The sequence below is a fragment of the Streptomyces sp. NPDC037013 genome, assembly GCF_055607265.1.
Genome location: NZ_JBVJRV010000005.1, coordinates 330,813 through 357,146 on the forward strand (window position 1 = coordinate 330,813; position 26,334 = coordinate 357,146).

At 73.3% G+C, this 26,334-nt stretch carries 26 protein-coding genes; 15 read left to right on the forward strand and 11 right to left on the reverse strand.

The genetic code is table 11. The features are described 5' to 3' along the window. Positions 1-102: 102 nt before the first annotated feature. Together ACZ7DY_RS20490 and ACZ7DY_RS20495 are read left to right on the forward strand one after the other, a co-directional pair. Positions 103-993 carry an alpha/beta fold hydrolase gene (locus ACZ7DY_RS20490; RefSeq protein WP_471137236.1) on the forward strand — a complete coding sequence of 297 codons (891 nt, stop codon included), beginning with the start codon at positions 103-105 and terminating at the stop codon, positions 991-993. After that, positions 990-2,324 carry a cytochrome P450 gene (locus ACZ7DY_RS20495; protein ID WP_471137238.1) on the forward strand — a complete coding sequence of 445 codons (1,335 nt, stop codon included), beginning with the start codon at positions 990-992 and terminating at the stop codon, positions 2,322-2,324. The genes ACZ7DY_RS20490 and ACZ7DY_RS20495 overlap by 4 nt, the downstream gene beginning before the upstream one ends. Before the next feature lie 118 nt (positions 2,325-2,442). Here ACZ7DY_RS20495 and ACZ7DY_RS20500 read toward each other — a convergent pair whose 3' ends face one another. Continuing rightward, on the reverse strand, positions 2,443-2,697 hold the full coding sequence (locus ACZ7DY_RS20500) for a Pycsar system effector family protein (protein ID WP_471137242.1): 255 nt from the start codon (positions 2,695-2,697) through the stop codon (positions 2,443-2,445). A gap of 400 nt (positions 2,698-3,097) precedes the next feature. On the opposite strand from ACZ7DY_RS20500, the gene ACZ7DY_RS20505 reads away from it, so the two are divergent. The 6 genes from ACZ7DY_RS20505 to ACZ7DY_RS20530 all read left to right on the forward strand — a co-directional run bounded on the left by ACZ7DY_RS20505 (position 3,098) and on the right by ACZ7DY_RS20530 (position 10,541). Beyond that, complete coding sequence (locus tag ACZ7DY_RS20505) at positions 3,098-4,138, forward strand: LacI family DNA-binding transcriptional regulator (protein ID WP_471137244.1); 1,041 nt, start codon at positions 3,098-3,100, stop codon at positions 4,136-4,138. Further along, positions 4,135-5,721 (forward strand): sugar ABC transporter ATP-binding protein, encoded by a 1,587-nt coding sequence (locus ACZ7DY_RS20510; RefSeq protein ID WP_471137246.1) that lies wholly within the window; start codon positions 4,135-4,137, stop codon positions 5,719-5,721. The genes ACZ7DY_RS20505 and ACZ7DY_RS20510 overlap by 4 nt, the downstream gene beginning before the upstream one ends. Continuing rightward, positions 5,711-7,657, forward strand: coding sequence for an ABC transporter permease/substrate-binding protein (locus ACZ7DY_RS20515; protein ID WP_471137248.1), 1,947 nt, complete (start codon positions 5,711-5,713; stop codon positions 7,655-7,657). The genes ACZ7DY_RS20510 and ACZ7DY_RS20515 overlap by 11 nt, the downstream gene beginning before the upstream one ends. Before the next feature lie 61 nt (positions 7,658-7,718). Beyond that, positions 7,719-8,645 carry a ribokinase gene (locus tag ACZ7DY_RS20520; RefSeq protein WP_471137249.1) on the forward strand — a complete coding sequence of 309 codons (927 nt, stop codon included), beginning with the start codon at positions 7,719-7,721 and terminating at the stop codon, positions 8,643-8,645. After that, entirely contained in the window at positions 8,642-9,031 is a 390-nt protein-coding gene (gene rbsD, locus ACZ7DY_RS20525; RefSeq protein WP_471137251.1) for a D-ribose pyranase, read from the forward strand. The genes ACZ7DY_RS20520 and rbsD overlap by 4 nt, the downstream gene beginning before the upstream one ends. A 208-nt stretch (positions 9,032-9,239) precedes the next feature. Then, positions 9,240-10,541 carry a M28 family metallopeptidase gene (locus tag ACZ7DY_RS20530; protein ID WP_471137252.1) on the forward strand — a complete coding sequence of 434 codons (1,302 nt, stop codon included), beginning with the start codon at positions 9,240-9,242 and terminating at the stop codon, positions 10,539-10,541. Between the two features lie 47 nt (positions 10,542-10,588). On the opposite strand, the gene msrB is transcribed toward ACZ7DY_RS20530, so the two are convergent. The 4 genes from msrB to ACZ7DY_RS20550 form a co-directional block, all read right to left on the reverse strand. Further along, a complete protein-coding gene (msrB, locus tag ACZ7DY_RS20535; protein WP_471137254.1) occupies positions 10,589-10,996 on the reverse strand; it encodes a peptide-methionine (R)-S-oxide reductase MsrB in 408 nt (135 codons plus the stop codon). A gap of 31 nt (positions 10,997-11,027) precedes the next feature. Continuing rightward, positions 11,028-12,431, reverse strand: a complete 1,404-nt coding sequence (gene murC, locus ACZ7DY_RS20540) for a UDP-N-acetylmuramate--L-alanine ligase (protein WP_471137256.1) — start codon at positions 12,429-12,431, stop codon at positions 11,028-11,030. Positions 12,432-12,557: 126 nt separating this feature from the next. Further along, entirely contained in the window at positions 12,558-13,040 is a 483-nt protein-coding gene (locus ACZ7DY_RS20545; protein ID WP_471137258.1) for an indole-3-glycerol phosphate synthase, read from the reverse strand. A 132-nt stretch (positions 13,041-13,172) separates the two neighbouring features. Next, positions 13,173-13,970 carry a pyrimidine reductase family protein gene (locus tag ACZ7DY_RS20550; protein WP_471137260.1) on the reverse strand — a complete coding sequence of 266 codons (798 nt, stop codon included), beginning with the start codon at positions 13,968-13,970 and terminating at the stop codon, positions 13,173-13,175. Between the two features lie 36 nt (positions 13,971-14,006). On the opposite strand from ACZ7DY_RS20550, the gene zapE reads away from it, so the two are divergent. The 3 genes from zapE to ACZ7DY_RS20565 all read left to right on the forward strand — a co-directional run bounded on the left by zapE (position 14,007) and on the right by ACZ7DY_RS20565 (position 17,564). Continuing rightward, on the forward strand, positions 14,007-15,098 hold the full coding sequence (zapE, locus tag ACZ7DY_RS20555; protein WP_471137261.1) for a cell division protein ZapE: 1,092 nt from the start codon (positions 14,007-14,009) through the stop codon (positions 15,096-15,098). 126 nt (positions 15,099-15,224) lie between these two features. After that, the gene (locus ACZ7DY_RS20560; protein WP_471137263.1) at positions 15,225-16,586 is read left to right on the forward strand and encodes an alkaline phosphatase PhoX; all 1,362 of its coding nucleotides are present in this window, start codon (positions 15,225-15,227) and stop codon (positions 16,584-16,586) included. 54 nt (positions 16,587-16,640) lie between these two features. Further along, positions 16,641-17,564 carry a PPK2 family polyphosphate kinase gene (locus ACZ7DY_RS20565; RefSeq protein ID WP_471137265.1) on the forward strand — a complete coding sequence of 308 codons (924 nt, stop codon included), beginning with the start codon at positions 16,641-16,643 and terminating at the stop codon, positions 17,562-17,564. A 27-nt stretch (positions 17,565-17,591) separates the two neighbouring features. Here the strand turns inward: ACZ7DY_RS20565 and sph are convergent, their stop codons facing one another. Next, positions 17,592-18,587 (reverse strand): sphingomyelin phosphodiesterase, encoded by a 996-nt coding sequence (sph, locus tag ACZ7DY_RS20570; protein WP_471137266.1) that lies wholly within the window; start codon positions 18,585-18,587, stop codon positions 17,592-17,594. Positions 18,588-18,924: 337 nt separating this feature from the next. On the opposite strand from sph, the gene ACZ7DY_RS20575 reads away from it, so the two are divergent. After that, positions 18,925-19,671, forward strand: a complete 747-nt coding sequence (locus ACZ7DY_RS20575) for a class I SAM-dependent methyltransferase (RefSeq protein ID WP_471137268.1) — start codon at positions 18,925-18,927, stop codon at positions 19,669-19,671. On the opposite strand, the gene ACZ7DY_RS20580 is transcribed toward ACZ7DY_RS20575, so the two are convergent. From ACZ7DY_RS20580 to ACZ7DY_RS20590, 3 genes are all read right to left on the reverse strand, one after another. Then, entirely contained in the window at positions 19,668-20,717 is a 1,050-nt protein-coding gene (locus ACZ7DY_RS20580; protein ID WP_471137270.1) for a cytochrome P450, read from the reverse strand. The two genes, ACZ7DY_RS20575 and ACZ7DY_RS20580, sit on opposite strands and share 4 nt — an antisense overlap. A gap of 136 nt (positions 20,718-20,853) precedes the next feature. Continuing rightward, on the reverse strand, positions 20,854-21,045 hold the full coding sequence (locus tag ACZ7DY_RS20585; RefSeq protein WP_471137272.1) for a tryptorubin family RiPP precursor: 192 nt from the start codon (positions 21,043-21,045) through the stop codon (positions 20,854-20,856). A 100-nt stretch (positions 21,046-21,145) separates the two neighbouring features. Further along, the gene (locus ACZ7DY_RS20590; RefSeq protein ID WP_471137274.1) at positions 21,146-22,297 is read right to left on the reverse strand and encodes a methyltransferase; all 1,152 of its coding nucleotides are present in this window, start codon (positions 22,295-22,297) and stop codon (positions 21,146-21,148) included. Positions 22,298-22,626: 329 nt separating this feature from the next. Between ACZ7DY_RS20590 and ACZ7DY_RS20595 the strand changes: the two genes are divergently transcribed. The 3 genes from ACZ7DY_RS20595 to ACZ7DY_RS20605 all read left to right on the forward strand — a co-directional run bounded on the left by ACZ7DY_RS20595 (position 22,627) and on the right by ACZ7DY_RS20605 (position 24,705). Then, positions 22,627-23,319: an alpha/beta fold hydrolase gene (locus ACZ7DY_RS20595; RefSeq protein WP_471137276.1), complete on the forward strand. Its 693-nt coding sequence runs from the start codon at positions 22,627-22,629 to the stop codon at positions 23,317-23,319. Positions 23,320-23,459: 140 nt separating this feature from the next. Further along, positions 23,460-24,314, forward strand: coding sequence for a polysaccharide deacetylase family protein (locus ACZ7DY_RS20600; protein ID WP_471137278.1), 855 nt, complete (start codon positions 23,460-23,462; stop codon positions 24,312-24,314). Positions 24,315-24,516: 202 nt separating this feature from the next. Further along, the gene (locus ACZ7DY_RS20605; protein ID WP_471137280.1) at positions 24,517-24,705 is read left to right on the forward strand and encodes a hypothetical protein; all 189 of its coding nucleotides are present in this window, start codon (positions 24,517-24,519) and stop codon (positions 24,703-24,705) included. 30 nt (positions 24,706-24,735) lie between these two features. Here ACZ7DY_RS20605 and ACZ7DY_RS20610 read toward each other — a convergent pair whose 3' ends face one another. Both ACZ7DY_RS20610 and ACZ7DY_RS20615 read right to left on the reverse strand, forming a co-directional pair. Beyond that, entirely contained in the window at positions 24,736-25,407 is a 672-nt protein-coding gene (locus tag ACZ7DY_RS20610; protein WP_471137282.1) for an ABC transporter, read from the reverse strand. After that, positions 25,404-26,315 carry an ABC transporter ATP-binding protein gene (locus ACZ7DY_RS20615; protein ID WP_471137284.1) on the reverse strand — a complete coding sequence of 304 codons (912 nt, stop codon included), beginning with the start codon at positions 26,313-26,315 and terminating at the stop codon, positions 25,404-25,406. Before ACZ7DY_RS20615 ends, ACZ7DY_RS20610 begins: the two co-directional genes overlap by 4 nt. Between the last annotated feature and the right edge of the window lie 19 nt (positions 26,316-26,334).

The window sequence follows — 26,334 nt, forward strand, 5'->3', positions numbered from 1 at the left end:
CGGCCCGGGGGCACTCTTGCGCGGCGCACCGGTTGGGGACACCGTGGTCACGGCCCCGCTCCGGGCCGGAGCCGCCCGGACCCGTCGGCGATCGGAGTCGCAGTGACCCCCTTCCTGCTCCCCCACACCCTGCTCGGCGAAGGCCCGCACAAGGTGATCGCGGTGCACGGCTGGTTCGCCGACCGGACGGCGTACGCGCCGGTGCTCGCGGACCTCGACGGCGGCGCGTTCCAGTACGCGGTGGTGGATCTGCGCGGATACGGCGAGGCCAAGGACGCCGCGGGCGCGTACACCACGACCGAGGGCGCCGCCGACGTGCTCGCGCTGGCCGACCGGCTCGGCTGGGAGCGGTTCTCGCTCGTCGGGCACTCCATGGGCGGCAGCGTCGCCCAGCGCGTCCTGGCCGCGGCCCCGGACCGGGTGCGCCGCCTCGTCGGGGTCTCGCCCGTCCCGGCCACGGGCCTTCGACTCCCGCCGGAACAATGGGAGTTGTTCGCCTCCGCCGCGCACACCCCGGAGAACCGGCGCACCATCATCGACTTCACCACGGGCGGCGTACGTCCGGGGGCCTGGCTCGACCGGATGGTGCGCCGCTCCTTCGCGGTCAGCGACGTGAAGGCGGTCCGCGCCTGGCTCGACTCCTGGGCGGGCGAGGACTTCCGGGACGAGGTGGACGGCTCGCCCGTCGCCGCGCTCGCCGTCACCGGGGCGCTCGACCCCGCGCTCTCCGCCGACCTCATGCGCGGCACCTGGCTGCGCTCCTTCCCGCAGGGTGAGCTCGCGGAGCTGCCCGGCGCCGGGCACTACGCGATGGACGAGGCTCCCCTGGACCTGATCCGCACGGTGGAGGACTTCCTGCGCGCAGACACCGACACGGGTGCGGGTGCTGGTGCCGATGCTGGTGTTGGTACCGGTGCCGATGCTGGTGCTGGTGCCACCCCGGACGGCGACACCGGCGGCACCGGAGGCCCCTCGCACGGGGGCGCCGCGTGAGCGTGCGCGCCGCCCCCTCCGGGGCACCGCCCGTCCCCGACGTCTTCGACCCGCGCCTCTACGCGCAGGGCATCCCGCACGAGCGCTACCGCGTGCTGCGCGACCACCATCCGGTGGCGTGGCAGGAGGAACGGGAGGTGCTCGGCTGGCCGGCGGGCCCGGGCTTCTGGGCGGTCACCCGGCACGCGGACGTGGTGCGTGTCCTCAAGGATCCGGCGACGTACTCCTCGTACCTGGGCGCCACCCAGATCCGCGATCCCGCGCCGGGGGATCTGCCGTTCATCCGCCGCATGATGCTCAACCAGGACCCTTCCGCGGGGGCCCGCGCCCCGGCCGGCGGCGCGGACGCCGCCGACCACGGCAGGCTGCGCAGACTGGTCAGCCGGGCGTTCACGCCCCGGCGGATCGAGCGCTTCGAGGCGGGGGCGCGCGAGCGGGCGCGGACCCTGCTCGCGGCCGCGGTGGACGCGGCCAGGGACGGTGACGGCACGTTCGACGTCGTCACCGCCGTCACCGACGACTACGCCCTGCTCGGCCTCGCGGACCTGCTCGGCATCCCGGCCTCCGACCGCGGCCTGCTGCTGCGCTGGACGCAGCGCGTCATCGGCTACCAGGACCCGGACGAGGCCGCCCCGCCGGTGCCGGGTCCCGACGGCCGGCCGCTGAACCCGCGCTCGCCCGCGATGCTGCGCGACATGTTCGCGTACGCGCACACGCTGGCCGCGCACAAGCGCGTGCACCCGGGCGACGACGTGCTGACCACGCTCGCCACGGACCCCGAACTCACTGCGGCGGAGCTGGAGATGTTCTTCTTCCTGCTCACCGTCGCGGGCAACGACACCGTGCGCAGCGCCGCGCCCGGCGGGGTGCTCGCGCTCGCGGAGAACCCCGGCGAGTACGAGCGGCTGCGCGCAGGGCGGGTCACCGCCGCGAGCGCGGTCGAGGAACTGCTGCGCAGCCACCCGCCGGTGCTCAGCTTCCGCCGCACGGCGGCCCGCGACACCGAGCTGGCCGGTACGCGCATCGCGGCCGGGGACAAGGTCGTCGTCTTCCACGCCTCCGCCCACCACGACGAACGCGTCTTCACCACCCCCCATGGCCTGGACCTCTCCCGCTCACCAAACCCACACGTGGCATTCGGCGACGGCCCACACATCTGCCTGGGCGCCCATTTCGCCCGACTCCAACTCCGGGTGTTCCTGGAGGAGTTGACACGCACACTGCCAGTCATCCGCCTGACGGAGCCACCACGCCGACTAGTCTCACACTTCATCAACGGCCTGAAGACGCTACGCATCGAGGCACCCGCGCGGGGCGGGAGGGCAGTGTGATGTGCGGGGGCGTGTGAGGTACGGGGCGCGTCGCCGCGTAAGGCGCGGGATCGACGCGCGCCCCGCCGCGTAATCCCACCCCGACCACGACCCCACCGCCACACCCCCCGCCCCACCCTCACCACGCACCAAGGACCGAAGCCGCCGCCGACGCGACCAGCGCCACCTTGATCAGTCGCCCGGACCGGCGCAGACCCCTGTACTTCGCCACGGCGATGCGTGACAGCACCCGGAGTTCGTCGAGGTCGTGGTCCGCTTCGAGTGCCTCGCCCAGGCGGTCCGGCTCGCACTCCGCCCACGTCAGAAAACTGCCGCGCCCCGAGGCGTCGAGGCGCGGGAGGACGACCCCGAGGAGCGTCCAGACCCGCCGCAAGGGCCGCCCCGCTCCCGGTGGCGCCCAGCACCGTGACCGGCCACGGCTGCCGGAAGAGGTCCCCGGCCCGCCCGCCGAACGAGGCCACCGCGACCGCGAGCCCAGCGAGCATGATCGAGGCCTGGGTGTTGGCGCTATGCAGTTCGGAGCGGACCACGGCCGATTCCTCCTGCGCACGGGAAGCCATACCCGCACCCCCTCCCGTCGGGACCCCGCGTCCGCTCCGTTCGACGCGGCGCGCCGCCCGTGAGGTTCCGCCTCCCCCCGTCTCCTCGGGCCCAGCACCAACCTGCCCCCCACATCACGATCAGGTCTCACGCCCCCTCACCCCCTTGTCACGCCCCCGTGTAATCGTTTCCAATCCTCGATGTAATCGATTCCACGAGGAGGTGGACCGACGATGGCAACCAGCTCGGTGAGCATCAAGGACGTCGCGGCCGAGGCCGGCGTGTCCGTCGCCACCGTGTCGCGCGTGCTCAACAGCCACCCCTCCGTCAGCCCCGCCTCCCGCGGCCGGGTGCTCGCCGCCGTGGAGGCGCTCGGCTACCGGCCCAACGCCGTCGCCCGGTCCCTGCGCACCGACCAGACCCGCACCCTCGGGCTCGTCATCAGCGACGTGCTCAACCCGTACTTCACCGAGCTGGCCCGCTCCGTCGAGGAGGCCGCCCGCGCGCTGGGCTACAGCGTGATCATCGGCAACGCCGACGAGCGGCCCGAGCTCCAGGACCACCACGTGCGGACCCTGCTCGACCGGCGGATCGACGGACTGCTCGTCTCCCCCACCGACGGTGGCTCGCCGCTTATGCTGGACGCCGTCCGGGCCGGCACCCCGATGGTCTTCGTGGACCGGTGGATCCCCGGCGTCGACGTCCCCGTCGTCCGCTCCGACGGCCGGCAGGCCGTCCGCGACCTCGTCGCCCACCTGCACGGGCTCGGCCACCGCAGGCTCGCCATCATCGCGGGCCCGGCCGCCACCACCACCGGCAGCGAGCGCGTCGAGGCCTTCCGGGACGCGCTGCGCGAGCACGGCACCGCGCTGCCCGAGGCGTACATCGGGCAGGGCGATTTCCAGGCCGACAGCGGACGGCGCGCCACCGAGCGCTTCCTCGCCCTGCCCGAGCCGCCCGACGTCGTCTTCGCCGCCGACAACCTGATGGCGCTCGGCGCCCTCGACGCGATCCGCGCGCACGGCCTGCGCGTCCCGCACGACGTCGGGCTCGCCGCCTTCGACGACATCCCGTGGTTCGTGCACACCGATCCGCCCGTCACGGCGATCGCCCAGCCCACCGGCGACCTCGGCCGGGCCGCCGTCGGGGCGCTCATCGACCTGATCGAGGGCAGGCGCCCGCACTCCGTCACCCTGCCCGCCCGCCTCGTCGTCCGCCGTTCCTGCGGCGAGCCGGCCGGCGGGGACACCTCCGCACGAAGGAGCAACCCGTGAGCAGCCAGCAGGAGTTGCTGCGCATCGAGGGCATACGCAAGACGTTCCCCGGTGTCGTCGCGCTCGACTCCGTCGACTTCGATCTGCGCCGCGGCGAGGTGCACGTCCTGCTCGGTGAGAACGGCGCGGGCAAGAGCACCCTCATCAAGATGCTCTCCGGCGCCTACCGCCCCGACAGCGGGCGGATCCTCGCCGAGGGGCGCGAGGTGCGCATCCACGGCGCGCAGGACGCCGAACGGCTCGGCATCGCCACCATCTACCAGGAGTTCAACCTCGTCCCCGACCTGACCGTCGCCGAGAACATCTTCCTGGGGCGCCAGCCGCGCCGCTTCGGTCTCGTCGACCGCAAGAGGATGGAGGCCGATGCCGAGGAGCTGCTCCAGCGGGTCGGCGTGGCCGTGTCGCCGCGCGCGAAGGTCCGCGAACTGGGCATCGCCCGGCTCCAGATGGTCGAGATCGCCAAGGCGCTGAGCCTGGACGCGCGCGTACTGATCATGGACGAGCCGACCGCCGTCCTCACCTCCGAAGAGGTCGACAAGCTCTTCGGGATCGTGCGCACGCTGCGCGCGGACGGCGTCGGCGTCGTGTTCATCACCCACCACCTCGAGGAGATCGCCGCGCTCGGCGACCGCGTCACCGTCCTGCGCGACGGCCGCAGCGTCGCCCAGGTGCCCGCGTCGACCGACGAGGACGAGCTCGTACGTCTGATGGTGGGGCGCAGCATCGAGCAGCAGTATCCGCGTCAACGCCCCGAGATCGGGCCCCCGTTGCTGCGGGTCGAGGGTCTCACCCGCGACGGCGCCTTCCACGACGTCAGCTTCGAGGTGCGGGCCGGTGAGGTCGTGGGTCTCGCGGGTCTGGTCGGGGCGGGCCGGACGGAGGTGGCGCGCGCCGTCTTCGGCGCCGACGCGTACGACCGCGGCTCCGTCGACGTACACGGTGAGCGGCTGCCGCGGCACGACGTGAACGCGGCGATGGGCGCGGGCATCGGCCTGGTCCCGGAGGACCGCAAGGGGCAGGGGCTCGTCCTGGACGCGTCCGTGCGGGAGAACCTCGGCCTGGTGACGCTGCGTTCGGCGACGCGGGCGGGCCTTGTGGACCTGAAGGGGCAGCACCGGGCGGCGGCCCGGATCGCCGAGCAGCTGGGGGTGCGGATGGCCGGGCTCGGCCAGCACGTCCGTACCCTCTCCGGCGGCAACCAGCAGAAGGTCGTCATCGGCAAGTGGCTGCTCGCCGACGTCAAGGTGCTCATCCTCGACGAGCCGACGCGCGGCATCGACGTCGGCGCGAAGGTCGAGATCTACCAGCTGATCAACGAGCTGACGGCGTCCGGCCACGCGGTCCTGATGATCTCCAGCGATCTGCCCGAGGTGCTCGGCATGAGCGACCGGGTGCTGGTGATGGCGCAGGGCCGGATCGCCGGTGAGCTGACGGCCGAAGAGGCCACCCAGGACGCCGTGATGGCCCTCGCCGTGAGCAGCGCCGCGGCGGGTCCGGCGGACGCGGCCGCCCCGGCGGCGGAAAAGGCAGAAACAGTACGGAACGTGGACGACGAGACAGCGGAGGGCTCCCGTGGCCACTGAAACCCTGAAGCGCGACGCGGGTGGCGCACCGACGCTCCGCCGCGTCCTGCTGGACAACGGCGCGCTCAGCGCCCTGATCGTGCTGGTGGTGGCGATGTCGCTGCTCTCCGGCGACTTCCTGACCACCCAGAACCTGCTCAACGTCGGCGTGCAGGCCGCGGTGACCGCGATCCTGGCGTTCGGCGTCACCTTCGTGATCGTCTCGGCGGGCATCGACCTGTCGGTCGGCTCGGTGGCCGCGCTGTCGGCGACCGTCCTCGCCTGGACGGCGACCTCACAGGGGCTGCCGGTCTGGCTGGCGGTGGTCCTCGCCGTGGCGACGGGCATGGCCTGCGGGTTCGTCAACGGCCTGCTCGTCTCGTACGGGAAGCTGCCGCCGTTCATCGCGACGCTCGCCATGCTGTCGGTGGCCCGCGGCCTCTCCCTGGTCATATCGCAGGGCAGCCCGATCGCCTTCCCCGACTCGGTCTCGCACCTCGGTGACACGATCGGCGGCCGGCTGCCGGTACCGGTCATCGTGATGGTCGGCATGGGTCTGGTGACGGCGCTCGTCCTCGGGCGCACGTTCATCGGCCGCTCCATGTACGCGATCGGCGGCAACGAGGAGGCGGCGCGCCTCTCCGGTCTGCGGGTCAAGCGGCAGAAACTGGTGATCTACGCGCTCTCCGGCCTCTTCGCCGCCGTCGCGGGCATCGTCCTCGCCTCGCGCCTGGTCTCCGCGCAGCCGCAGGCCGCGCAGGGGTACGAGCTGGACGCGATCGCCGCGGTCGTCATCGGCGGCGCGAGCCTGGCGGGCGGCGTCGGCAAGGCGTCGGGCACGCTCATCGGCGCGCTGATCCTCGCGGTGCTGCGCAACGGCCTCAACCTCCTGTCGGTGTCGGCCTTCTGGCAGCAGGTGGTCATCGGTGTCGTCATCGCGCTCGCGGTCCTCCTGGACACGCTGCGGCGCAAGGCGGGCGCGACGCCCGGCGCCTCCTCGGGCGCCGCGGGCGGGGTGCGGGGCAAGGGGCCGCAGGCGGTGAAGTACGCGGTCGCCGCCGTGGTCGTGGCCGCGGTGATCGGCGCGGTCTCCTACTTCGACCCGGGTTCGTCCGGCACCTCGACGAAGGTCGGCATGTCGCTGTCCACGCTCAACAACCCCTTCTTCGTGCAGATGAAGGAGGGCGCGCAGGCGGAGGCCGAGAAGGCGGGCATCGACCTGACCGTCACCGACGCGCAGAACGACGCCTCGCAGCAGAGCAACCAGCTGCAGAACTTCACCGGATCGGGGGTGAAGTCGATCATCGTGAACCCGGTGGACTCCGACGCGGTGGGCCCGGCCGTGCGGGGCGCCAACAAGCAGGACATCCCGGTGATCGCCGCGGACCGCGGCGTCAACAAGGCGGAGACCGCCACCCTGGTCGCCTCCGACAACGTCGCGGGCGGCAGGCTGGCGGCGAAGACGCTCGCCGAGCGGCTCGGCGGCAAGGGCAAGGTGATCGTCCTCCAGGGCACGCCCGGCACCTCCGCGAGCCGCGAGCGCGGGCAGGGCTTCGCCGAGGGCATCAAGGCGTACCCCGGGATCGACGTCGTCGCCCGGCAGCCCGCGGACTTCGACCGCACCAAGGGCCTGGACGTCATGACGAACCTCCTCCAGTCCCACAAGGGCGTCGACGGTGTCTTCGCGGAGAACGACGAGATGGCGCTCGGCGCGGTCAAGGCGCTCGGCGGCAAGGCCCGCGGGTCCGTCCCGGTGGTCGGCTTCGACGGCACGCCCGACGGGCTCAAGGCCGTCGAGGCGGGCACGCTGTACGCGTCGGTGGCGCAGCAGCCCAGGGAGCTCGGGAAGATCGCGGTCCGCAACGCGGTGCGGTCGGCGCGCGGCGAGAAGGTCCGCGAGACGGTGAAGGTGCCGGTGAAGATCGTCACGGCGAAGAACGTCGACAATTTCTCGTGACGGCGGCCCCGCACCGCGGGTGACCGCCGCCCCCGCACCGTACGAAAGCAGGAATCCCCACATGAACGACGACTACGAACTCCTTGTCGTGGGCTCCGCCAACGCCGATCTGGTGGTCGGCGTGGAGCGCCGCCCCGCGCCCGGCGAGACGGTCCTCGGCTCCGACCTGGCCGTCCACCCGGGTGGCAAGGGCGGCAACCAGGCGGTCGCCGCCGCCCGGCTCGGCGCCCGCACCGCGCTGCTCGCCCGGGTCGGCGACGACGCCCACGGCAGGCTCCTGCTGGACGCCCAGCGCGCGGCCGGCGTGGAGACCGACGGGGTCCTGGTGGGCGGCGCGCCCACCGGTGTCGCGCTGATCACGGTCGACCCGTCGGGCGACAACAGCATCGTGGTGTCGCCCGGTGCCAACGCCCGGCTCACCCCCGGGGACATCCGTGCGGCGGGCGGCCTGCTCGGCGCGGCGCGGGTGGTCTCCAGCCAGCTGGAGATCCCCCTGGAGACGGTCGCCGAGGTCATCCGCACGCTGCGGCCCGGGGCCCGCTTCGTCCTGAACCCCTCCCCGCCGGCCCCGCTGCCCGCCGAGGTGCTCGCCGCGTGCGACCCGCTGGTGGTCAACGAGCACGAGGCGCGCGTCATCCTCGGCGAGGACGCGGGCGAGGCGCCCGAGGAGTGGGCGCGCGGGCTGCTCGCGCTCGGCCCCCGCTCCGTGGTGATCACGCTGGGCGCCGAGGGCGCGCTCGCCGCGGACGGCCCGGACGGCTCGTCCGTACGGATTCCGAGCCCGAAGGTCGATGCGGTGGACACCACCGGCGCGGGCGACGCCTTCACCGCCGCGCTCGGCTGGCGGCTCGGCCTCGGCGAGGATCTGGCGACGGCGGTGGCGTACGCGGTACGGGTGGGTTCCGCCGCGGTCACCCGCAAGGGGGCGCAGGACTCCTATCCGACGGCCGCGGAGCTGCCCGCCGCCCCCGAGGCCTCGTCCCGGTGAAGAAGTCGGGCATCCTCAACCGTCATCTGGCGGGCGCGCTCGCGGAGTTGGGGCACGGCGACACCGTGCTCGTCTGCGACGCGGGCATGCCCGTGCCGGCCGGGCCGCGCCTGGTGGACCTGGCGTTCCGCGCCGGGGTCCCCTCCTTCGCGGAGGTCCTCGACGGCCTCCTCGCCGAGCTGGTGGTGGAGGGCGGCACGGCGGCGCACGAGGTGCGGGAGGCGAACCCGGCGGCGGCGCGGCTGCTGCGGGAGTCCCTGCCCGCGCTCGATCTCGTGCCGCACGACGAGGTCAAGCGCCGGTCGGCGGCGGCCCGTCTGGTGGTCCGCACCGGCGAGGCCCGGCCGTACGCGAATGTGCTGCTGAGGTGCGGGGTCTTCTTCTGACCGCACTCCGGCCCCGGCGGGCCGCCGCCCGCCTGTCCGCTATACGAACCCAACTCCCCGGATTGTGACCGGTTTCCGCTCTTGACGGCGGTTCGGCGCACCCTCAATATCAGGCGACGCACAGCTCCAACCGGCGTCCTGCGACACCCGCGTCGCAGGACGCCTCGCACGTTCCGTCCCTCACGCTGTTCGGAATACGGAGCCCCACATGAAGCTCTTCAGACGGGCGGCCGCCGGTGCGGCCACCCTGGCCATCGGCGGCCTGCTCGCCACCGCCGTCCCCTCGGCCGCAGCGCCTTCGCCCACGCTCGCGGCCCCCGACATCCCCCTCGCCAACGTCAAGGCACACCTCTCCCAGCTCCAGTCCATAGCCTCGGCCAACGGTGGCAACCGCGCCCACGGACGCCCCGGTTACAAGGCCTCCATCGACTATGTGAAGGGCAAGCTGGACTCGGCCGGATTCACCACCCGCGTCCAGCAGTTCACCTCCAGCGGCGCCACCGGCTACAACCTGATAGCCGACTGGCCGGGCGGTGACGAGAGCCAGGTCCTGATGTCGGGCGCGCACCTCGACAGCGTCTCGGCGGGCCCCGGCATCAACGACAACGGCTCGGGTTCGGCGGGCATCCTGGAGACCGCGCTCGCCGTCTCCCGCGCGCAGCTCAAGCCGGCCAAGCACCTGCGGTTCGCCTGGTGGGGCGCCGAGGAGCTGGGCATGGTCGGGTCGCGGTACTACGTCAACAACCTGCCGACGACCGACCGTTCGAAGATCAGCGGCTATCTGAACTTCGACATGATCGCCTCCCCGAACCCGGGTTACTTCGTCTACGACGACGACCCCACCATCGAGAAGACGTTCAAGGACTACTACGCCGGCCTGAACGTCCCCACGGAGATCGAGACCGAGGGCGACGGCCGCTCCGACCACGCCCCGTTCGACAGCGCGGGCATCCCGGTCGGCGGCCTGTTCTCCGGCGCCGAGCGCACCAAGTCCAGTGCGCAGGCCCAGAAGTGGGGCGGCACGGCGGGCCAGGCCTTCGACCGCTGCTACCACTCGTCCTGCGACACCTCGTCGAACATCAACGACACCGCCCTCGACCGCAACAGCGACGCCATCGCGTACGCGATCTGGACCCTCGGCGCGGGCGGCACCGTCCCGCCCGGTGACGTGTACGAGAACACCACGGACGTCGCCATCCCGGACAACGGCGCCGCGGTGACCTCGACGGTGAACGTGACCGGCCGCACCGGCAACGCCCCCGCCACCCTCAAGGTGGACGTCGACATCCGGCACACCTGGCGCGGCGACGTGGTGGTCGACCTGCTGGCGCCCGACGGGACGGCGTACCGCCTGAAGAACTCCAGCGGCAACGACTCGGCGGACAACGTCATCGCGACGTACACCGTCGACGCGTCAAGTGAGCCGGCCAACGGGGCCTGGAAGCTCCGCGTCCAGGACGTGGCGGCCCAGGACACGGGGTACATCAACAGCTGGAAGCTGACCTTCTAGCGCAACGGCGGCGCCGGGCGGCACGCAGGCCGCCCGGCGCCCCGGACTCAGCTCTCGTCCGCCGCAAGCCGCAGCGAGATGCTGTTGATGCAGTACCGCTGGTCGGTCGGGGTCGGATACCCCTCGCCCTCGAACACGTGACCGAGGTGCGAGCCGCAGCGCGCGCAGCGCACCTCGGTCCGCACCATGCCGTGGGAAGTGTCCTGCACCAGCTCGACGGCGTCGGAGTCCTTGGGGTCGTAGAAGCTCGGCCAGCCGCAGTGCGACTCGAACTTCTCCCGCGAGGTGAACAGCTCCGCGCCGCACGCGCGACAGGAGTAGACGCCCTTCGTCTTGGTGTCCGTGTACTCACCGACGAAGGCGGGTTCCGTGCCGGCCTGGCGCAGCACCGCGTACTCCGAGGGGGTCAGCTCCGCGCGCCACTGCTCGTCCGGCTTCTCGACGTCGTACGACATGGGTGACATCCCCTTAACTCGACGAATCGGCTTACTTCGACAACTCGGCCAGGATCTGCGGGCCGAGGTCCGTGACGTCGCCCGCTCCCATGGTGAGAACGAGATCGCCGGGCCGGGCCATTCCCGCGATCGCGCGGACCGCCTCCGCCTTGTCGTGGGCGGCGGTGACCTCGGCGCCGGCCGCGCGGGCCGCGTCGATGATCAGGGCGCTGGTGACGCCGGGGATCGGGTCCTCGCGGGCCGGATAGATGTCGAGGACCACGGAGGAGTCGGCGAGGGCGAGGGCCTGGCCCATCTCCGTGCCCAGCTCCTGGGTGCGCGAGAAGAGGTGCGGCTGGAAGAGGACGAGGATGCGGGAGTCGCCCGCGGCGGAGCGCATCGCCTCCAGGTCCGCCGTCATCTCCGTCGGGTGGTGGGCGTAGGAGTCGATCACCTGGACGCCCGCCGCCTCGCCCTTGAGCTGGAGGCGGCGCTTGACGCCCGTGTACGACTTGAGGGCGGCGGCCAGGTTCCGGGACGGGATGCCGAGCGCGATGCCCGCCGCGAGGGCCGCGACGGCGTTGTTCGCGTAGTGCCTGCCGGGCACCGAGACCTGGAAGGTGAGGAACTTGCCGTCCAGGACGACCGTGACCTCGCTGGTCAGACCGCGCGCGGTGATCTTGTGGATGCGCAGGTCCGCGGTGTCCGACTCGCCGTAGGTGACGACCTTGAGCTCTCCGAGGTCCCGGACGCGCCTGGTCAGCTCCACCGCGCCCGGCTGGTCCGCCGAGATGACCAGCGTGCCGCCGGGGACGATCTTGCCGGCGAAGGTCTCGAAGGACTCGTAGATCTCGTCCATCGAGGCGTAGTTGGCGTGGTGGTCGAGCTCCACGTTGAGGACGATGGCGACCTCGGGCGCGTACTTGTGGAAGCTGCGGTCGCTTTCATCGGCCTCGGCGACGAAGATGTCGCCCTCGCCGTGCAGCGCGTTGGTGCCGGGCGCGTCCAGGTCGCCGCCGATCGCGTACGACGGGTCGAGGCCGAGGGTGGAGAGGGTGACGGCGAGCATCGACGTCGTCGTGGTCTTGCCGTGCGTGCCCGCGACGGCGATCGGGCGCAGGCCCGCCATCAGGGCGGCCAGGGCGTCCGAGCGGTGCACCACGGGGATGCCGAGCTCGGTGGCGCGGGCCAGCTCGGGGTTGTCGGCGCGGATCGCGGAGGAGACGACGACGCAGGTGGCGTCGGAGGCGAGGTGGGCGGCGTCGTGTCCGATGTGGACCGTGGCGCCGAGCGCGCGCAGCGCCTCGGCGGTGGCGGACTCCCGGGCGTCGCTGCCCGCGACCTTGGCGCCGCGCTGGGCCAGGATCTTGGCGATGCCCGACATCCCGGCGCCGCCGATGCCGATGAAGTGCGGTCGGTCCATGGCGGCCATGGACTGGGGCAGGCCGGGTGCCATGCGTGTGTCTCCCCTGGTGGTGCGGGTGTCACGGCGTACGGCGCGTGTCGGGCCGTACGGCGTCTGGGCAGGCCCCAGCCTATTGCCTCCGCGGGGAGCGGCCGCCGGGCCACCCCGCCGGAGCCTCTACCCCTCGTCGGCCGCGCTGTGCGAGAAGAGCTTGAGGACCGGCACGCCCACCTTGTGGCGCGCCCGCGAGGCCCAGTCCCGGTGGAAGAACTCCTCCACGTAGTGCGGGTCGGTCAGGACGATCACCTCGTCGGCGTCGGCCTCGTCGACCAGCGTCTTCAGGGCGTCCAGCGGATGGTCCTCGATGAGCCGCCCCTGGGCCGCGCACCCCGCCGCCCGCAGCGCCGTCAGGGAGACCTGCAGCGCCTGCTCGCCGAGGTGTGTCGCCTCCTGCCCCTCCGGGGTCTCGCCCTCGCGCGCCGCCTCGTCGAGTTCGCCGAGGGCGACGTCGTCGATGGCCCGCAGCAGACGGTCCGCCTGGTCGCCCCGCGGCTGGAGCAGCACGTGGAAGGCGACGGGCTCGTCCCCGTGCAACGTGGTGACGAACTCAACGTCGGCGGACGTCAGGGCCTTCTCGATCATCAATACGCTTGTGAACACGCCAGGCGCCCTTCTCATCCGTGGGCCGTCCTGAGGCCCTTGCGGAAACCATCCTGCCCCGTTACCGCACGGGGACTGCGAGATCTAGTGTGCCCAGCCGAAGCCAAACGGAACGGCTGATTCCGCCGAATGTCAGGTACGACGGTAGCGGGTGAAGAGGAACCCGGCCTCCTCCAGTACGGACGTCAGTACGAATCGTTCCGGCACCGCCAGCGCGGAGCCGCCCGCGATCCGCTGGGCGTCACCCGCGGTGAGCATGGGCGACACCGTCAGACAGAGCTCGTCCAGCGCCCCGGCGGCCACGAGCTGGCCGAGGAGGCGCGGCCCGCCCTCCGTCAGCAGCCGGGTCAGCCCCCGGTCCGCCAGCGCGGGCGCGATCCGCTCCGGCTCCACGGTGGCGCCCTCACCGGCGAGCACCACCACGGCGCCCGCCTTCTCGGCGGCGTCGATCCGGTCGGCCGGCGCCGCGGCGCCGGTCAGCACGAGGGTGGGCGTCAGGGGCGCCGTGAAGAGCGGAAGCGAGAAGTCCAGGTCGAGACTGGCACTGACGACCGCGATGGCGGGCGCCGGGGCCTGCCCGGCCGCCGCCCGGTGGTGCTCGAAGGAGGCACGCGCCTTGGCCGGACGGTACCCCTCCTTCCGGACGGTCTCGGCGCCGACGATCACGACATCGGCGAGGGCCCGCAGGGTGCCGAAGATCCGCATGTCGGTGGTGCCGGAGATCGGGTGGGAGCGCCCCTCGTGGTGGGCCGCGCCGTCGAGGGTGGAGACCATGTTGGCGCGCAGCCAGGTCGTCTCCCCCGCCGGGTAGGCATAGGCCTCCGCCAGCTCGTCGAGGCCCCACTCCCCGTCGGCGCTCTCGGCCGTCCGGCGGGGGGGCCGGTCGGTGACGTCGGCTGTCTGGTCGGTCACAGGGAACAGGCGTCGCATATCCGCAGTCTCGCACGCCCCTTAAGCTGGGGAACCGTGTCGTCCTCCACCCCAGCCTCCGGGCACAGCCGCATGGCCGAAGTGGCTCCGCTGTCCCTGTGCGCCCGCGAGCCCCACGTCCCCGCCGACCGCCTGGTGGCCGAGATGGTGCCGCCGCCGCGCTTCGACGCGGTGCGCTTCGACACGTACATCCCGGACCCGAACCAGCCGAGCCAGGCCGAGGCGGTCCGGATCCTGAGCGGTTTCGCGGCGGGGCTCGGCGGGGCGCACGCCTCCGGGGCGGGCAAGAAGCGGTGGTTCCAGAGGAAGGCCGCCGCCCCCGCGGGCCCGCGCGGCATCTACCTCGACGGCGGGTACGGCGTCGGCAAGACCCACCTGCTCGCCTCCCTGTGGCACGCGGCGCCGGCCGCGCCGCAGCAGAAGGCGTTCGGCACCTTCGTCGAGCTCACGAACCTCGTCGGCGCCCTCGGCTTCCAGCAGACCGTGCGCACCCTCGGTGACCACCGGCTGCTCTGCATCGACGAATTCGAGCTCGACGACCCGGGCGACACGGTGCTCGTGTCGTCCCTGCTCCGCAAGCTCGTCGACCAGGGCGTGGCGCTCGCCGCGACCTCGAACACACTGCCGGGCAAGCTCGGCGAGGGCCGGTTCGCGGCGACCGACTTCCTGCGCGAGATCCAGGGTCTTTCCGCCCACTTCAGGGCGGTGCGGATCGACGGCGAGGACTACCGCCACCGCGGCCTGCCCGAGGCCCCCGCCCCGTACTCGGAGGAGCAGGTCACCAAGGCGGCGTACGCCACCGACGGCGCCTCGCTCGACGACTTCCCGCATCTGCTCGCCCACCTGTCCAAGGTCCACCCGAGCCGGTACGGCGCGCTCACCGACGGCCTCGGCGCCGTCTGCCTGACCGATGTGACGCCGGTGCCCGACCAGTCGACCGCGCTGCGCCTTGTGGTGCTCGCCGACCGGTTGTACGACCGGGAGGTACCGGTACTCGCCTCCGGCGTGCCCTTCGACCGGCTGTTCAGCGAGGACATGTTGAACGGCGGGTACCGGAAGAAGTACTTCCGCGCCATCTCGCGGCTCACGGCGCTCGCGCGGGACGCCAAGGGGCTCGTCGGCGAGTGACGCCGCCCCGGCGGGGGCCGCACGGCGGCGCGCGAAACGGAAGCTACGCGCGTGGTTCCCGTGCACCAAGGCGCGTGGTACACACATCCGGTCACATTCCTGTCCGCCAGCAGGAGGTTGCCCATCATGTCTGCCACTCGACGTCAGGTTCTCGCCCGCACCGGTGCGCTGGGCGCGGGGATCGCCTTCACCGGCACTCTGTCGGAACTCTTCGCGGGCACCGCCGCCGCGCACGGGAAGGCCGGTTACGGCCCCCTCGTCCCCGACCCCAAGGGCCTGCTCGACCTGCCCAGAGGCTTCCGCTACAAGGTCCTTTCGCGCGAGGGCGACGACCTCCGCTCCGGCGAGGGGAAGGTGCCGAGCAACCACGACGGCATGGCCGCCTTCCGCGGCAGGAACGGCGGCGTGAACCTCGTGCGCAACCACGAGAACCGCGTCACCGGCCGCATCCCGGTGCCGATCGTCAAGGGGATCACGTACGACCCGATGGGCAAGGGCGGCTGTACGGCGCTCGCGCTCGACCGGCACAACAATGTCGTGGGCGAGCGGGTCGCCATCGCCGGCACCGCCGTCAACTGCGCGGGCGGGCCCACGCCTTGGGGCACCTGGCTCACCTGCGAGGAGACCGAGGACAAGGCCGGCACCAACGGCTATACCAAGGACCACGGCTTCATCTTCGAGGTCGACCCGGTGGACCCGCGCCGCACCGGCGCGGTGCCGCTGACCGCGATGGGCCGCTTCCAGCACGAGGCGATCGCAATCGACCCGCACCGCGGCGTCGTCTACGAGACCGAGGACGCCTTCGACAAGCCCTTCGGCCTCTTCTACCGCTTCCTGCCCGAGAAGCCGGAGGGCGGCCACGGTTCGCTGCGCGCGGGCGGCCGGCTGCAGGCGATGCGGGTGCCCGGCGTGGCCGACCTCTCCTCGGTGCAGGAGACGGGCACGCGCTTCGACGGCATCGAGTGGGTCGACGTACCGGACCCGCTCGCCGCCCAGACCCCCATCCGCTTCCAGGACTTCGGCAAGAAGGGCATCACCCACGCCCAGAAGCTGGAGGGCTGCTACTGGGGCGGCTCGTCCGTCTACTTCGTGTCGTCCTTCGCACGCAGCAAGGACGGCTCCGCGGCCGACCACTTCGGCCAGATCTGGCGGTACGACCCGGCCAGGCGCCGCCTCACCCTCGTGATCGTCTTCGGCCCCGGCACCGACATCCAGCTGCCGGGCGAGTCCCCCGACAACATCTGCCTCGCGCCGACCGGCGGCCTCATGGTGTGCGAGGACGGCGGAGGCGCCCAGTACGTGTTCGGCCTGACCCGGGGCGGCGAGGTCTACGCGATGGCCCGCGGCCGGCAGAACATCGGCACCCCCGAGGAGCCCGAGTGGGGCGAGTTCGCGGGCGTCACGTTCTCACCGGACCACGACACGATGTACGTGAACTGCTACACGCCCGGCACCACGTTCGCGGTGACGGGCCCCTGGCACAGGTAGCGGCCCGTCGCCCTTCGGCGCACGATCGAGTCAGACGAAGGGAAGGGGTGCGCGGTGGCCGGGAAAGAGAAGAAAGCCGACGGCGCGAAGAAGCGGGGCAAGAAGGGCGGCAAGAGCACGGACGCCGACCCGCCCCGCCTCTCCGAGCTGCTGCGCGTCCCCGGGGGCGGACCGGTGGACCTCACCTCCATCGCCCCCGACGCGACCCCCGCGGGCCCCGCCGGCAAGCGCGCGGGGCTCGCGGCCACCGCCCGGATGGGCGAAGACCTCGCCGGCCTCCAGGAGCGCCTCTACGCCGCCGGCACCAAGGGCGACCGGCGCCGGGTGCTGCTGGTGCTCCAGGGCATGGACACCAGCGGCAAGGGCGGCACCGTCAAGCACGTCATCGGGCTCTTCAACCCCTCGGGCTGCCGCATCAGGGCGTTCCGGACCCCGACGCCCGAGGAGCTGAACCACCCCTTCCTCTGGCGCGTCATGAAGGCCCTGCCGCTCCCCGGCGAGATCGGCATCTTCGACCGCTCGCACTACGAGGACGTCCTCATCGCCCGCGTCCGCGAACTGGCGCCCCGCGACCGGCTGGCCGCCCGCTATGACGAGATCAACCGTTTCGAGCAGTCCCTCGCCGACGACGGCGTCACCCTCGTCAAATGCTTCCTCCACATCTCGTACGACCAGCAGCGCCGCCGTCTCCTCGAGCGCCTCGACAACCCGGACAAACACTGGAAGTTCAGCCCCGGCGACATCGACGACCGCGCGCGGTGGCCCGCCTACCGCGAGGCGTACGAGATCGCCCTGGAGCGGTGCTCGACCCCGGCGGCGCCCTGGTACGTGATCCCCGCCGACCGCAAGTGGTACCGCAACTGGGCCGTCAGCAGGCTCCTCCTGGAACACCTGCGCGAGCTGGACCCGCGGTATCCGAAGGCCGACTTCGACGTGGCGGAGTGCCGCAGGCGGCTCCAGGAGACGACGGGCCGCTGAGGCCGCCGCCCGCGGCGCGCTCCGGCGTCAGTACGCCGTCACCGGGTAGTGGTCCGACAGGTTCGTGTACGTGTACTCCTTGCCCCAGCTGGAGACGGTCCACGGCGCGCTCCGCTCCTTGACGACGTGGTCGGTCCAGGTCGCGGGGCGGGCGTGACCCCTGCGGTGGAGGATGTGGTCGAGGTCCTCGCGAGGGTCGTCGGGGTAGCGCTCGGCGGCGATCGAGTTCTCCCGCGTGTCGAAGGAGTACGGGTGGCCGGTGCGGGCGTCGGCGGGGACCAGGTCGGCGGCGGCGAGCATCGAGGCGTACTCGGCGCCGCGCGAGTCGACGTTGAAGTCCCCCGCCACGATGACCTGTTCGTCCGCCGGGATCTTCTTGGCGTCAAGGAAGGCGTCCACCTCCTTGAACTGGGCGGCGCGGGTGGTCGCTGCCTCGCCGCTGCCGCAGCCGGGGTCGGTCGACTGGGTGTGCGTGCCCACGACGTGGACCCGGGCGCCGTTGACGTCGAGCACGGCGTAGACGAACCCCTTGTTGGAGTACGCGTCGGAGCCGCACGCGTCCTTGTAGACGTACTGCTCCTTGCGCAGGACCGGCCACTTGCTCAGGACCGTCACGCCGCCGTCCTCCGGGGTCACCGAGGAGTAGGCGCCGCCGGTGGCGTCCCAGCCGCTCGTGCCGCGCCCCATCACGGGCGTCTGGTACGGGTAGGCGGCCGCGGCGTTCGCCTTCAGCGCGTCGGACGAGGCGTTGTCGAACGCCTCCTGCAGCACGACGACGTCCTGGCCCCGGAAGAAGTCCGCGGCGGGTATCGCCCGGGCGCGGTGGTCCTGGCCCCAGTTGGGGTAGAGCGTCTTGCTGAACAGGAACGTGTTGTACGTGAGCACCTTGAGCGGGGCGGGTGCCGCGGCCGCGTCGGCGGCGGTCGCGGAGGGGGCGGTGGCGGTGAGCGTGGCGGCGGCGAGCACCGAGGCGATCGCGGCCGCGCGGGTCCTGCGCGGCGCCGGGTGCGACGAGTGCGACACGACAACTCCTGGGGTCCAAGTGGGTGGTTGGCGCCTCTCGGGCCGGTGGGACGGCTGCTCCGGCCGGGCGCTGGGACATACAACCAGCCGCGATTACTTCTGGGGATACGTCGCGTGAACGAAAAGACACGTCGGCGCGGCCCGGAATCCCCCTCCGGCGGGCCGTGGCGGGCCCTTCGGCGCCTCTTGGGGCCGAGGTCGCCCACCGGGCCGGCCGGCCTCGCACGGGGCGCGCAGCGGCGCGCCCACCCCTTCCCGCGGGCCCCGGCGAACCGCCTCTGACCTGGGCCTTCGCCCCTTCCCGGACCTACAATCGCCGTCCGGGAAAGGGGAGTTGATGGACCGCTACATCCGCACGACCGACGATGTGATGGAGCTGCTGGACGGCCTGTTCGAGGCGGGGGCCGACCGCTGGTCGGCCGACGGGGCGGCGTGGTGGGACGGCTTCTACGCCGACCGCTCCAAGCCGGTGCCGTTCTTCGTTGCCGAGCCCGACGAAAACCTCGTCTCCTATGTGGAGCGGGGCCTGATCACGCCGGGCCGCGCCCTCGACCTGGGGTGCGGTCCTGGCCGCAACGCCCTCCACCTCGCCGCCCTCGGCTTCGAGGTGGACGCCGTCGACCTGTCGCCGGCCGCTCTCGCGTGGGCGGCGGACCGGGCCCGCGAGGCGGGCGCCGACGTGCGCTTCCACCTCGGCGACGCCTTCGCGGACACCGGGACCGGGCCGGTGGGACCGTACGACCTGATCTACGACTCGGGCTGCTTCCACCACCTGCCGCCGCACCGCCGCGTCGGCTATCTCGCACTGCTCGACCGTGCCCTGGCGCCCGGCGGGCACTACGGCCTCACCTGCTTCGCGGCGGGCGCGTCCGGCATGGGGTCCGAGCTGTCCGACGCGGACTTCTACCGGCAGGGCCGGCTGCACGGCGGCCTCGCCTACTCGGACCGGTCGCTGCGCGCGATCTTCGCCGACCTGACCGAGGTCGAGATGCGCCGCATGCGCGACGAGCCACCCGGCTCCGGGCTCTTCGGCGAGCCCTTCCTCTGGACGGCCCTGTTCCGCCGCGCGGGACCAGCTCGCTAGCGGGTGCGCACGAGCCGTACCTTGTCGACGCCGAGCAGCCCCGCCAGCGGCACCTTCGCGGTGGTCTGCCGCGGGTCGACCCGCGCGCCCTCGGCGCGCAGGATGTCCAGGAGCATCCCGGCGAGCGGCATCACCATGTGCCGGCCCCAGCAGCGCTCGGAGGCGTGGCCGAAGGGGAGGTAGCCGGGGTGGTCGTCGGGGTCGAGGGTCTCCCACCGCTCGGGGCGGAACGCGTCGGGCTCCTCCCAGAGCGCGGGGTCGCGGTGGCTGAGCAGCGGCAGCAGCAGGACGTCGTCGCCCGCGCCGATCCGGTCGTCGAGGGCGGGGTACTCGGGGGACGCGTTCCGCAGGATGTTCCAGGAGGGCGGCAGCAGCCGCATGGACTCGTACAGGATGTGCTCGTTCGGCGTGCCCTCGGCGAAGGGCGCCCCGAGCCAGTACGCGTTGGCGACGAGCGTGGAGACGGTGAAGCAGACCGGGGCGGCGGCCCGCCGGTACAGGCCCATGGCGTAGCGGCGGTCGCTGTAGGTCGTGGCGTCGGCGGTGAGGCCCGCGATGCTGGTGACGGGCGCGCCGGGGCGGAGCCTGCCGGGCAGGGCGGCGCCGGTGGCGATGACCGTCCAGGTCAGCTTGGGCGTCAGCTCCAGGGTGCGGTCCATGAGGATGCGCAGCCGGTAGGGGTCGGCGCCGAGGATCAGGTCGCGCAGGTAGACGTGGCCGACGTGCGGCCACGGTCCGGAGAGGTCGGGGCGGCCCGGCACGGGCTTCTTCAGCGCGGCCCGTACGTCGCGGCCGATGGCCTGCATGACGGCGGCCGCCTCGGTGCGCGGGATGGAGCGCCCGTGGAGCGGTTTGAAGGTGGGGCGTTCGCGCTCGGTGGCCGGTCGCGCGGCGAGGATGCGGTCGGTCAGGGCGGGCCCTGCGACACCGACGGTGTCGGCGTCCAGGCGGAACACGTCCTGGCCGCGGTGGTCGCGCAGCAGGGCGTCGAGTCGTGGCGTGAAGACGGTGGTCCGCGCGAGTCCGGCGGGGGCGGATATGGACATCGGGAGTCTCCAGAAGCGGGAGGCCCGGGCCCGGCGGCCTGTGCAGGACTCACCGGGCGCGGGCCTCGACGGCGCGTTACGTCCCTACGGGGATGCGCATCCGCGCGGGATGCGCGCGGTGGACCGGCTCGCCGGCCTAGTACCAGTGGTACCAGGCGTAGGCCTTGAGGCTCTTCTCGCCGGTGATCTTCTTCTTGAGGGAGCGGACAACCTTCATGTGTGTACCTCCGGTCGTTTCCGTTGATCCGTGCCGGACACGGACCTGCGGAGGATCGCCGCGCGCGATCAACAGCCAATGAACGGCCAGGTGATGGGGTATACCGGGCATGTCCGGAGTGCGTCGGCGGGCGGTGCGGCCGGGGCACGTGAGCCGGACGTGAGCGCGACGTGCGCGCGGGGTGGGCGGGGGCCCGGGGTGCCGGGCCGTCTCACCGGGGCGCCAGCCGCCACAGCGACGTCACCTCGGCCGCGCGGGCCGCGTGCAGCGGGTCGTCGGCGTCCGTCGCGCGCCGGTGGCGCGGGGCGGTGTCGAGGCGGTCCACGACGCGCAGCCCCGCCGCGTCGAAGGCGGCCAACAGCTCTGCCCGTGACCGCAGTTCCAGGAGCTCGGCCAGGTCGGAGAGGACGAGCCAGCCCTCGCCCGCGGGTTCCAGCCGCTCCGCGAGCCCGTTCAGGAAGCCGTGGAGCACGGTACTTCCCGGGTCGTACACGCCCTGCTCGACGGCGGAGGTCGGGCGGGCGGGCAGCCAGGGCGGGTTGCAGACCGCGAGCGCGGCCCGGCCCTCCGGCGGGAAGAGGTCGGCGGCCACGACGTCCACGCGGCCCGCGAGGCCGAGCCGTTCGACGTTGTCGCGCGCGCAGGCGACGGCACGCGGGTTGACGTCGGTGGCCACCACCCGGTCTATCCCGCGGCGGGCGAGGAGGGCCGCGAGCACTCCGGTTCCGGTGCCCACGTCGAACGCCGTACGCGGCCGGGTCCCGCCCCGCGGCGCGGCGGGCAGCGGGGCCCGCGCCACCAGGTCGACGTACTCGCCCCTGACCGGCGAGAAGACCCCGTAGTGCGGATGGATCGTGGCCCCGAGGGCGGGCACCCGTACTCCCTTGGCGCGCCACTCGTGGGCGCCGATCACGCCGAGGAGTTCGCGCAGCGAGACCACCAGCGGCCCGTCGGGCGGCCCGTACGCCTCGCGGCAGGCCGCGCGCACGTCGGGCGCCCTGCGCAGGTCGAGCCGGTGCTCGCCGTCCAGGCGCACGAGCAGCATGCCGAGGACGCGGGCGCGGTGGCCGCGCGCCCTGCGGTGCAGGTGGAAGGAGCGTGCGGTGGTGGCGTCCGGCGCGGGCGTCTTCCGGTCGACGCGGCGGCCGACGGCGTTCAGCAGCTGCCGGGCGCCGTGGAAGTCGCCGCGCCAGAGCAGCGCGGTGCCCTCGCAGGCGAGGCGGTGGGCGGTGGCCGCCGGGGTCCGGTCGTCGGCCACGACGACCCGGCGGGGCGGCGGGGCGCCGCTCTCGGAGTGCCAACGCACGTACTGGACGGGCGCGTCGGCGAGGTGGGTGTTCTCGGTCCACTCGATGCGGGGCATCAAGGACTCCTCGTGATCGCGGGTGCTGGGACACGAAGAGCGCCGCGACGCGGAGGACCCCGCGACATGCCGAAACGGCAGGTGCGTACCGGTGACCGGCCCGCTGGGACGTCAGGACCGGTGAGAGGGCATGCGGGGGCCGCGTCGCCGCGCGCGAGCGGCGATCAGCCGAGGACCATGCCCATGTTCATGCCGGGAAACCTGTCACATCCGACGCCGCCGGGCAAACGCCCCCCTGCCGAACCTCCGCCACCACCCCCCGTACAAGATCGTGAGATGCCGCCCGGCCGCCCGCGCCGGGGCGTGACGCACGGGAGAAAGGCACCACGATGAAGCTGTACACCCGCGAGTGGGGAACCGGCGACCGCGTCGCCCTGCTGGTCCACGGGATCATGTCGGACCACCGCACCTGGCGGCGCGTGGGGCCCGCTCTCGCCGACCGGGGCTACCGCGTCATCGGGGTCGACCTGCGCGGACACGGCGCGAGCGGGCGCGGCGAGTACGGCGCGGAGATCTTCGCGGACGACCTGGTGGAGACCCTGCCGGCCGGCGCCGAACTCGCCGTCGGGCACTCGCTCGGCGGTCTCGCGCTGGCCCTCGCGGTCGAGCGGCTCGCGCCCGCGCGGGCCGTCTACTCCGACCCGGCGTGGACGCTCGGCACCGAGGGCGCGATCGACCCCGCGGCGCTGGTGGAGTTCCGGTGGGTGTCGGGCGAGGTGATAGCCAAGTTCAATCCGCGCTGGGAGGCGGCCGACGTCGACATCGAGGTGGCCACGCTGGCCGTCTGGGACCCGGACACCGCGCTCTCGCTGTCCGGCGCGGGCGCCGCCGACCGCACCCCGGCCGCGCCCGTCGCGCCCTCGCTGGTGCAGGTCGCGGACCCCAGCCCCGTCATCGACGAAGCGCTGAAGGAGGAGCTGGCGCGGCGCGGGTTCGAGGTCCGTACGGTCCGGGGCGCCGGGCACACCATCCACCGCGATGACTTCGACGCGTTCATGGCATCGCTGGAGGGGTGGGTGTGAGGACGGGGCGGCGGGTCCCGCGCGAGTGACCGGCGCCGCGGGCGGTACGGCCACGGCTCCGGCGCCGGACGGGTGGCGGCACGGCGAGGCACCTCCACCCTTCATACGATTTACCTCATAACGGTATATATCGTCGCCGGGTGATCACTCTCGTACGGAGATGCGCCGCGCTCTGCGCCGCCGGCACCCTGACCGCCGCCCTCGCCGGGTGCGCCGGCGGCACCGCGACGCCCAGTAATACGGGCCGGCCCCCGGCGACCGCCGCCCCCTCCCCGTCCGCCCCGCCCACCCTCGCGCCCGGCCCCTCCGGCCTCACCCCCGTGTTCACGCACGGGTCCCGGAAGCAGGGCCGCACCGTCGCCCTCACCTTCGACGCCGACATGACGGCGGACCAGGGGGCGCGGGCGGCGGCCGGGGAGCGGTTCGACAACCCGGCGCTGGTCGCCACGTTGCGGCGGCTGAAGGTGCCCGCCACCTTCTTCATGACGGGCCGGTGGGCGGAGGAGTACCCGGCGCAGGCCAAGGACATCGGACGCGACCCGCTCTTCGAGGTCGCCAACCACTCCTACAGCCACCACGCCTTCACCGGCGACTGCTACGGCCTGCCTGCCGTGCCCGGGGCCCGGATGCGCGCCGACATGGAGCGCGCCTTCGCCGCGTTCCGCGCGGTCGGCGTCGACCGGCCGGTGCCGTACTTCCGCTTCCCGGGCGGCTGTTACGACCGGCAGGCCCTGCGCGCCCTGGCCCCCGGCGGCGTCACCGCCGTGCAGTGGGACGTGGTCAGCGGGGACGCGTTCGCGAAGGACTCCGGGGCGGTGGCCCGGCAGGTGCTCGACGGGGTGCGGCCCGGCTCGGTCGTCGTCATGCACTGCACGCGCAGCGCGGCCCCGGCGACGGAGCGGGCGCTGCGGACGATCGTGCCGGAGCTGCGCAAGCACGGGTATCGGTTCGTCCGGGTCTCGGAGCAGATCAGGACGGCGGGGGCGCGGGGCTAGGGCGTGTCCGCAAGGTCGCGTCTGACCCGCGACACCTGGCACGCACGCTCGCCGCGTTGTCGGGCCCGCCCGAGTACGCCCGGTACGAGGGCGACCCTCCGCCTTGCGATCACACGTACCAGACGCCGCAGGCCCAGACACCGCGGGCCACGCCCTTCCGGCGAACGACACGACTTCGCGGACACGCCCTAGGCTGACCCACATGGCGGACGACGACCCCTGCGCGACCACACCGGCCCCCTCGGCACCGGCCCCCGCCGCGACCGGCGAGCCCCTCGCCGAGTGCGTGCTGTGCCGCGAGCCCACCGAGTACCCGGCGTCCCACAAGGGCGTCACGCTCTGCCCGGTGTGCGCGTGGCGGGAGGCCGAGCGCTCCGCCTGCTCGGGGTGAGGCGCGGCGCCCGCGCCAGGGGCCGGCCGGTCAGCCGCGCCGCGAGCTGAGCGCGCACGCCACCCCGAACGCGGCGGCCGCGAGCGCCAGCGCCCCGACCGGTGCCCCCACCGGCACGGGCACCGTGCCCTCGCGCGACCCCGTGGTCAGATCCGTGAGCACCGACTTCGCCGGGGACCCCGTGGTGACGAGCAGGAGCAGCGCGCCGAGCAGCGCCGTGGGGACGGCCCGCCCCGCCGAGCGCAGCAGCGGCCAGCTGGCGAGCGCTCCGAGCGCCGTGCCGAGCAACGCGCTGACCAGCATCGCCGTCAGCCCGGCGGCGCCCGCGGGGAACCGCGGCACCGGCACCCGGGAGTCGGTGCTCGCCGCGTCGCTGATGGCCGTCACAACGAGGACCGCACCGGCGCCGAGCGCACAGGCCGTCAGGAGCGCGGCGAGCAGCGAGGCGAGGTGGGCCCGCCCGGGTCCCGCGGCCGCCGCGGAGCAACTGCGGGCGGCGGGCGGCTCGTTGGTGACACAGATCCGGGTCAGCCAGGCCGTCACGGGCAGCAGTCCCCCGGCGGCGTAGGCGAGCGAGTCCAGGATGGGCTGGCCGCCCTGGACGCCGATGCCGAGGAAGACCGCGTAGAGGATGACGGGGGGCAGCCACCGTTGGGAGCGCAGGAGCAGGGCGGTCTGGTAGCGCAGCAGGGCACGCGTCACGGCGTCTCCCCGTCCGGCGCCTGCGCCCCGCGACCGGGCTCGGGCACCCGTCCCACCGTCACCACGTGCCACGGCGGCCGCGCCGTCAGGAGCTCCTTCAGGACCAGGTCCGAGTGGGGGCGCGGGACGGTGAGGCGGGTGAGGCCGGCGTCGGGTCCGGGGCCCGCGGCGGACGCGGCCAGCGCCAACGCCGCCACCGGGGCGGGGAGTTCGGCGCCGTGCGGCCCCCGGGCCTCGACGAGGACCGTCGGGCCCCGCCACGGCTCCGGGTCCTCCCGCGGCGTACGGCGGTTCAGCGCCGAGCCCGCCACGGTGTACGTCTCGTCCGCCGCCCCCGCCAGGCGGCCCGGGTCGTGGTCGACGAAGACCACCGAACCGCCGGCGGCCGTACGGTCGGCGACCGCGCCGTCGAGTTCCGCGCGGGCCGGGGCGTCCAGGCCCGTCCATGCCTCGTCGAGGACGAGGAGGCCGGGGTCGGCCAGCAGCGCCTGCGCCACGGCGACCTTCTGGCTGCTGCCCTTGGACAGTTCCGACAGCGGCGTACGCGCGTATCCGCCGGCGCCGAAGCGCTCCAGCCAGTGGGCCGCGCGCCGCCGGGCCTCGCCGCGCGCGAGCCCGTGGACGCGGCCCATGTGCGTGAGGTAGCCGAGCGCCGTGAACGGCAGTGCGGCCGGGAACCGTTCGGGGACGTACGCCGTGCGCGGCCGGCCCGCCACCCGCCCCTCGGAGGGCGCGTCGATGCGGGCGAGGAGCCTCAACAGGGTTGATTTCCCGGTGCCGTTGGCGCCATCGATCCGGGTCAGGGTGCCCGCCCGTATGCCGAGGTCGACTCCGCGCAGCACCCAGGGGCCGCCCATGCGGTAGCGCCGGCCGACCCCGTCGAGCCGCACCGCGAGATCACGTTCCATGCGGGTCATCCTCGCGCAC

Excerpts from the sequence above, each read along its gene's own strand:
- ACZ7DY_RS20505 (WP_471137244.1), top strand. The coding sequence starts at position 3,098 with ATGGCAACCAGCTCGGTGAGCATCAAGGACGTCGCGGCCGAGGCCGGC.
- ACZ7DY_RS20520 (WP_471137249.1), top strand. The coding sequence starts at position 7,719 with ATGAACGACGACTACGAACTCCTTGTCGTGGGCTCCGCCAACGCCGAT.
- ACZ7DY_RS20530 (WP_471137252.1), top strand. The coding sequence starts at position 9,240 with ATGAAGCTCTTCAGACGGGCGGCCGCCGGTGCGGCCACCCTGGCCATC.
- msrB (WP_471137254.1), bottom strand. The coding sequence starts at position 10,996 with ATGTCGTACGACGTCGAGAAGCCGGACGAGCAGTGGCGCGCGGAGCTG.
- murC (WP_471137256.1), bottom strand. The coding sequence starts at position 12,431 with ATGGCACCCGGCCTGCCCCAGTCCATGGCCGCCATGGACCGACCGCAC.
- ACZ7DY_RS20550 (WP_471137260.1), bottom strand. The coding sequence starts at position 13,970 with ATGCGACGCCTGTTCCCTGTGACCGACCAGACAGCCGACGTCACCGAC.
- ACZ7DY_RS20560 (WP_471137263.1), top strand. The coding sequence starts at position 15,225 with ATGTCTGCCACTCGACGTCAGGTTCTCGCCCGCACCGGTGCGCTGGGC.
- ACZ7DY_RS20575 (WP_471137268.1), top strand. The coding sequence starts at position 18,925 with ATGGACCGCTACATCCGCACGACCGACGATGTGATGGAGCTGCTGGAC.
- ACZ7DY_RS20580 (WP_471137270.1), bottom strand. The coding sequence starts at position 20,717 with ATGTCCATATCCGCCCCCGCCGGACTCGCGCGGACCACCGTCTTCACG.
- ACZ7DY_RS20585 (WP_471137272.1), bottom strand. The coding sequence starts at position 21,045 with ATGCCCGGTATACCCCATCACCTGGCCGTTCATTGGCTGTTGATCGCG.
- ACZ7DY_RS20590 (WP_471137274.1), bottom strand. The coding sequence starts at position 22,297 with ATGCCCCGCATCGAGTGGACCGAGAACACCCACCTCGCCGACGCGCCC.
- ACZ7DY_RS20595 (WP_471137276.1), top strand. The coding sequence starts at position 22,627 with ATGAAGCTGTACACCCGCGAGTGGGGAACCGGCGACCGCGTCGCCCTG.
- ACZ7DY_RS20605 (WP_471137280.1), top strand. The coding sequence starts at position 24,517 with ATGGCGGACGACGACCCCTGCGCGACCACACCGGCCCCCTCGGCACCG.
- ACZ7DY_RS20615 (WP_471137284.1), bottom strand. The coding sequence starts at position 26,315 with ATGGAACGTGATCTCGCGGTGCGGCTCGACGGGGTCGGCCGGCGCTAC.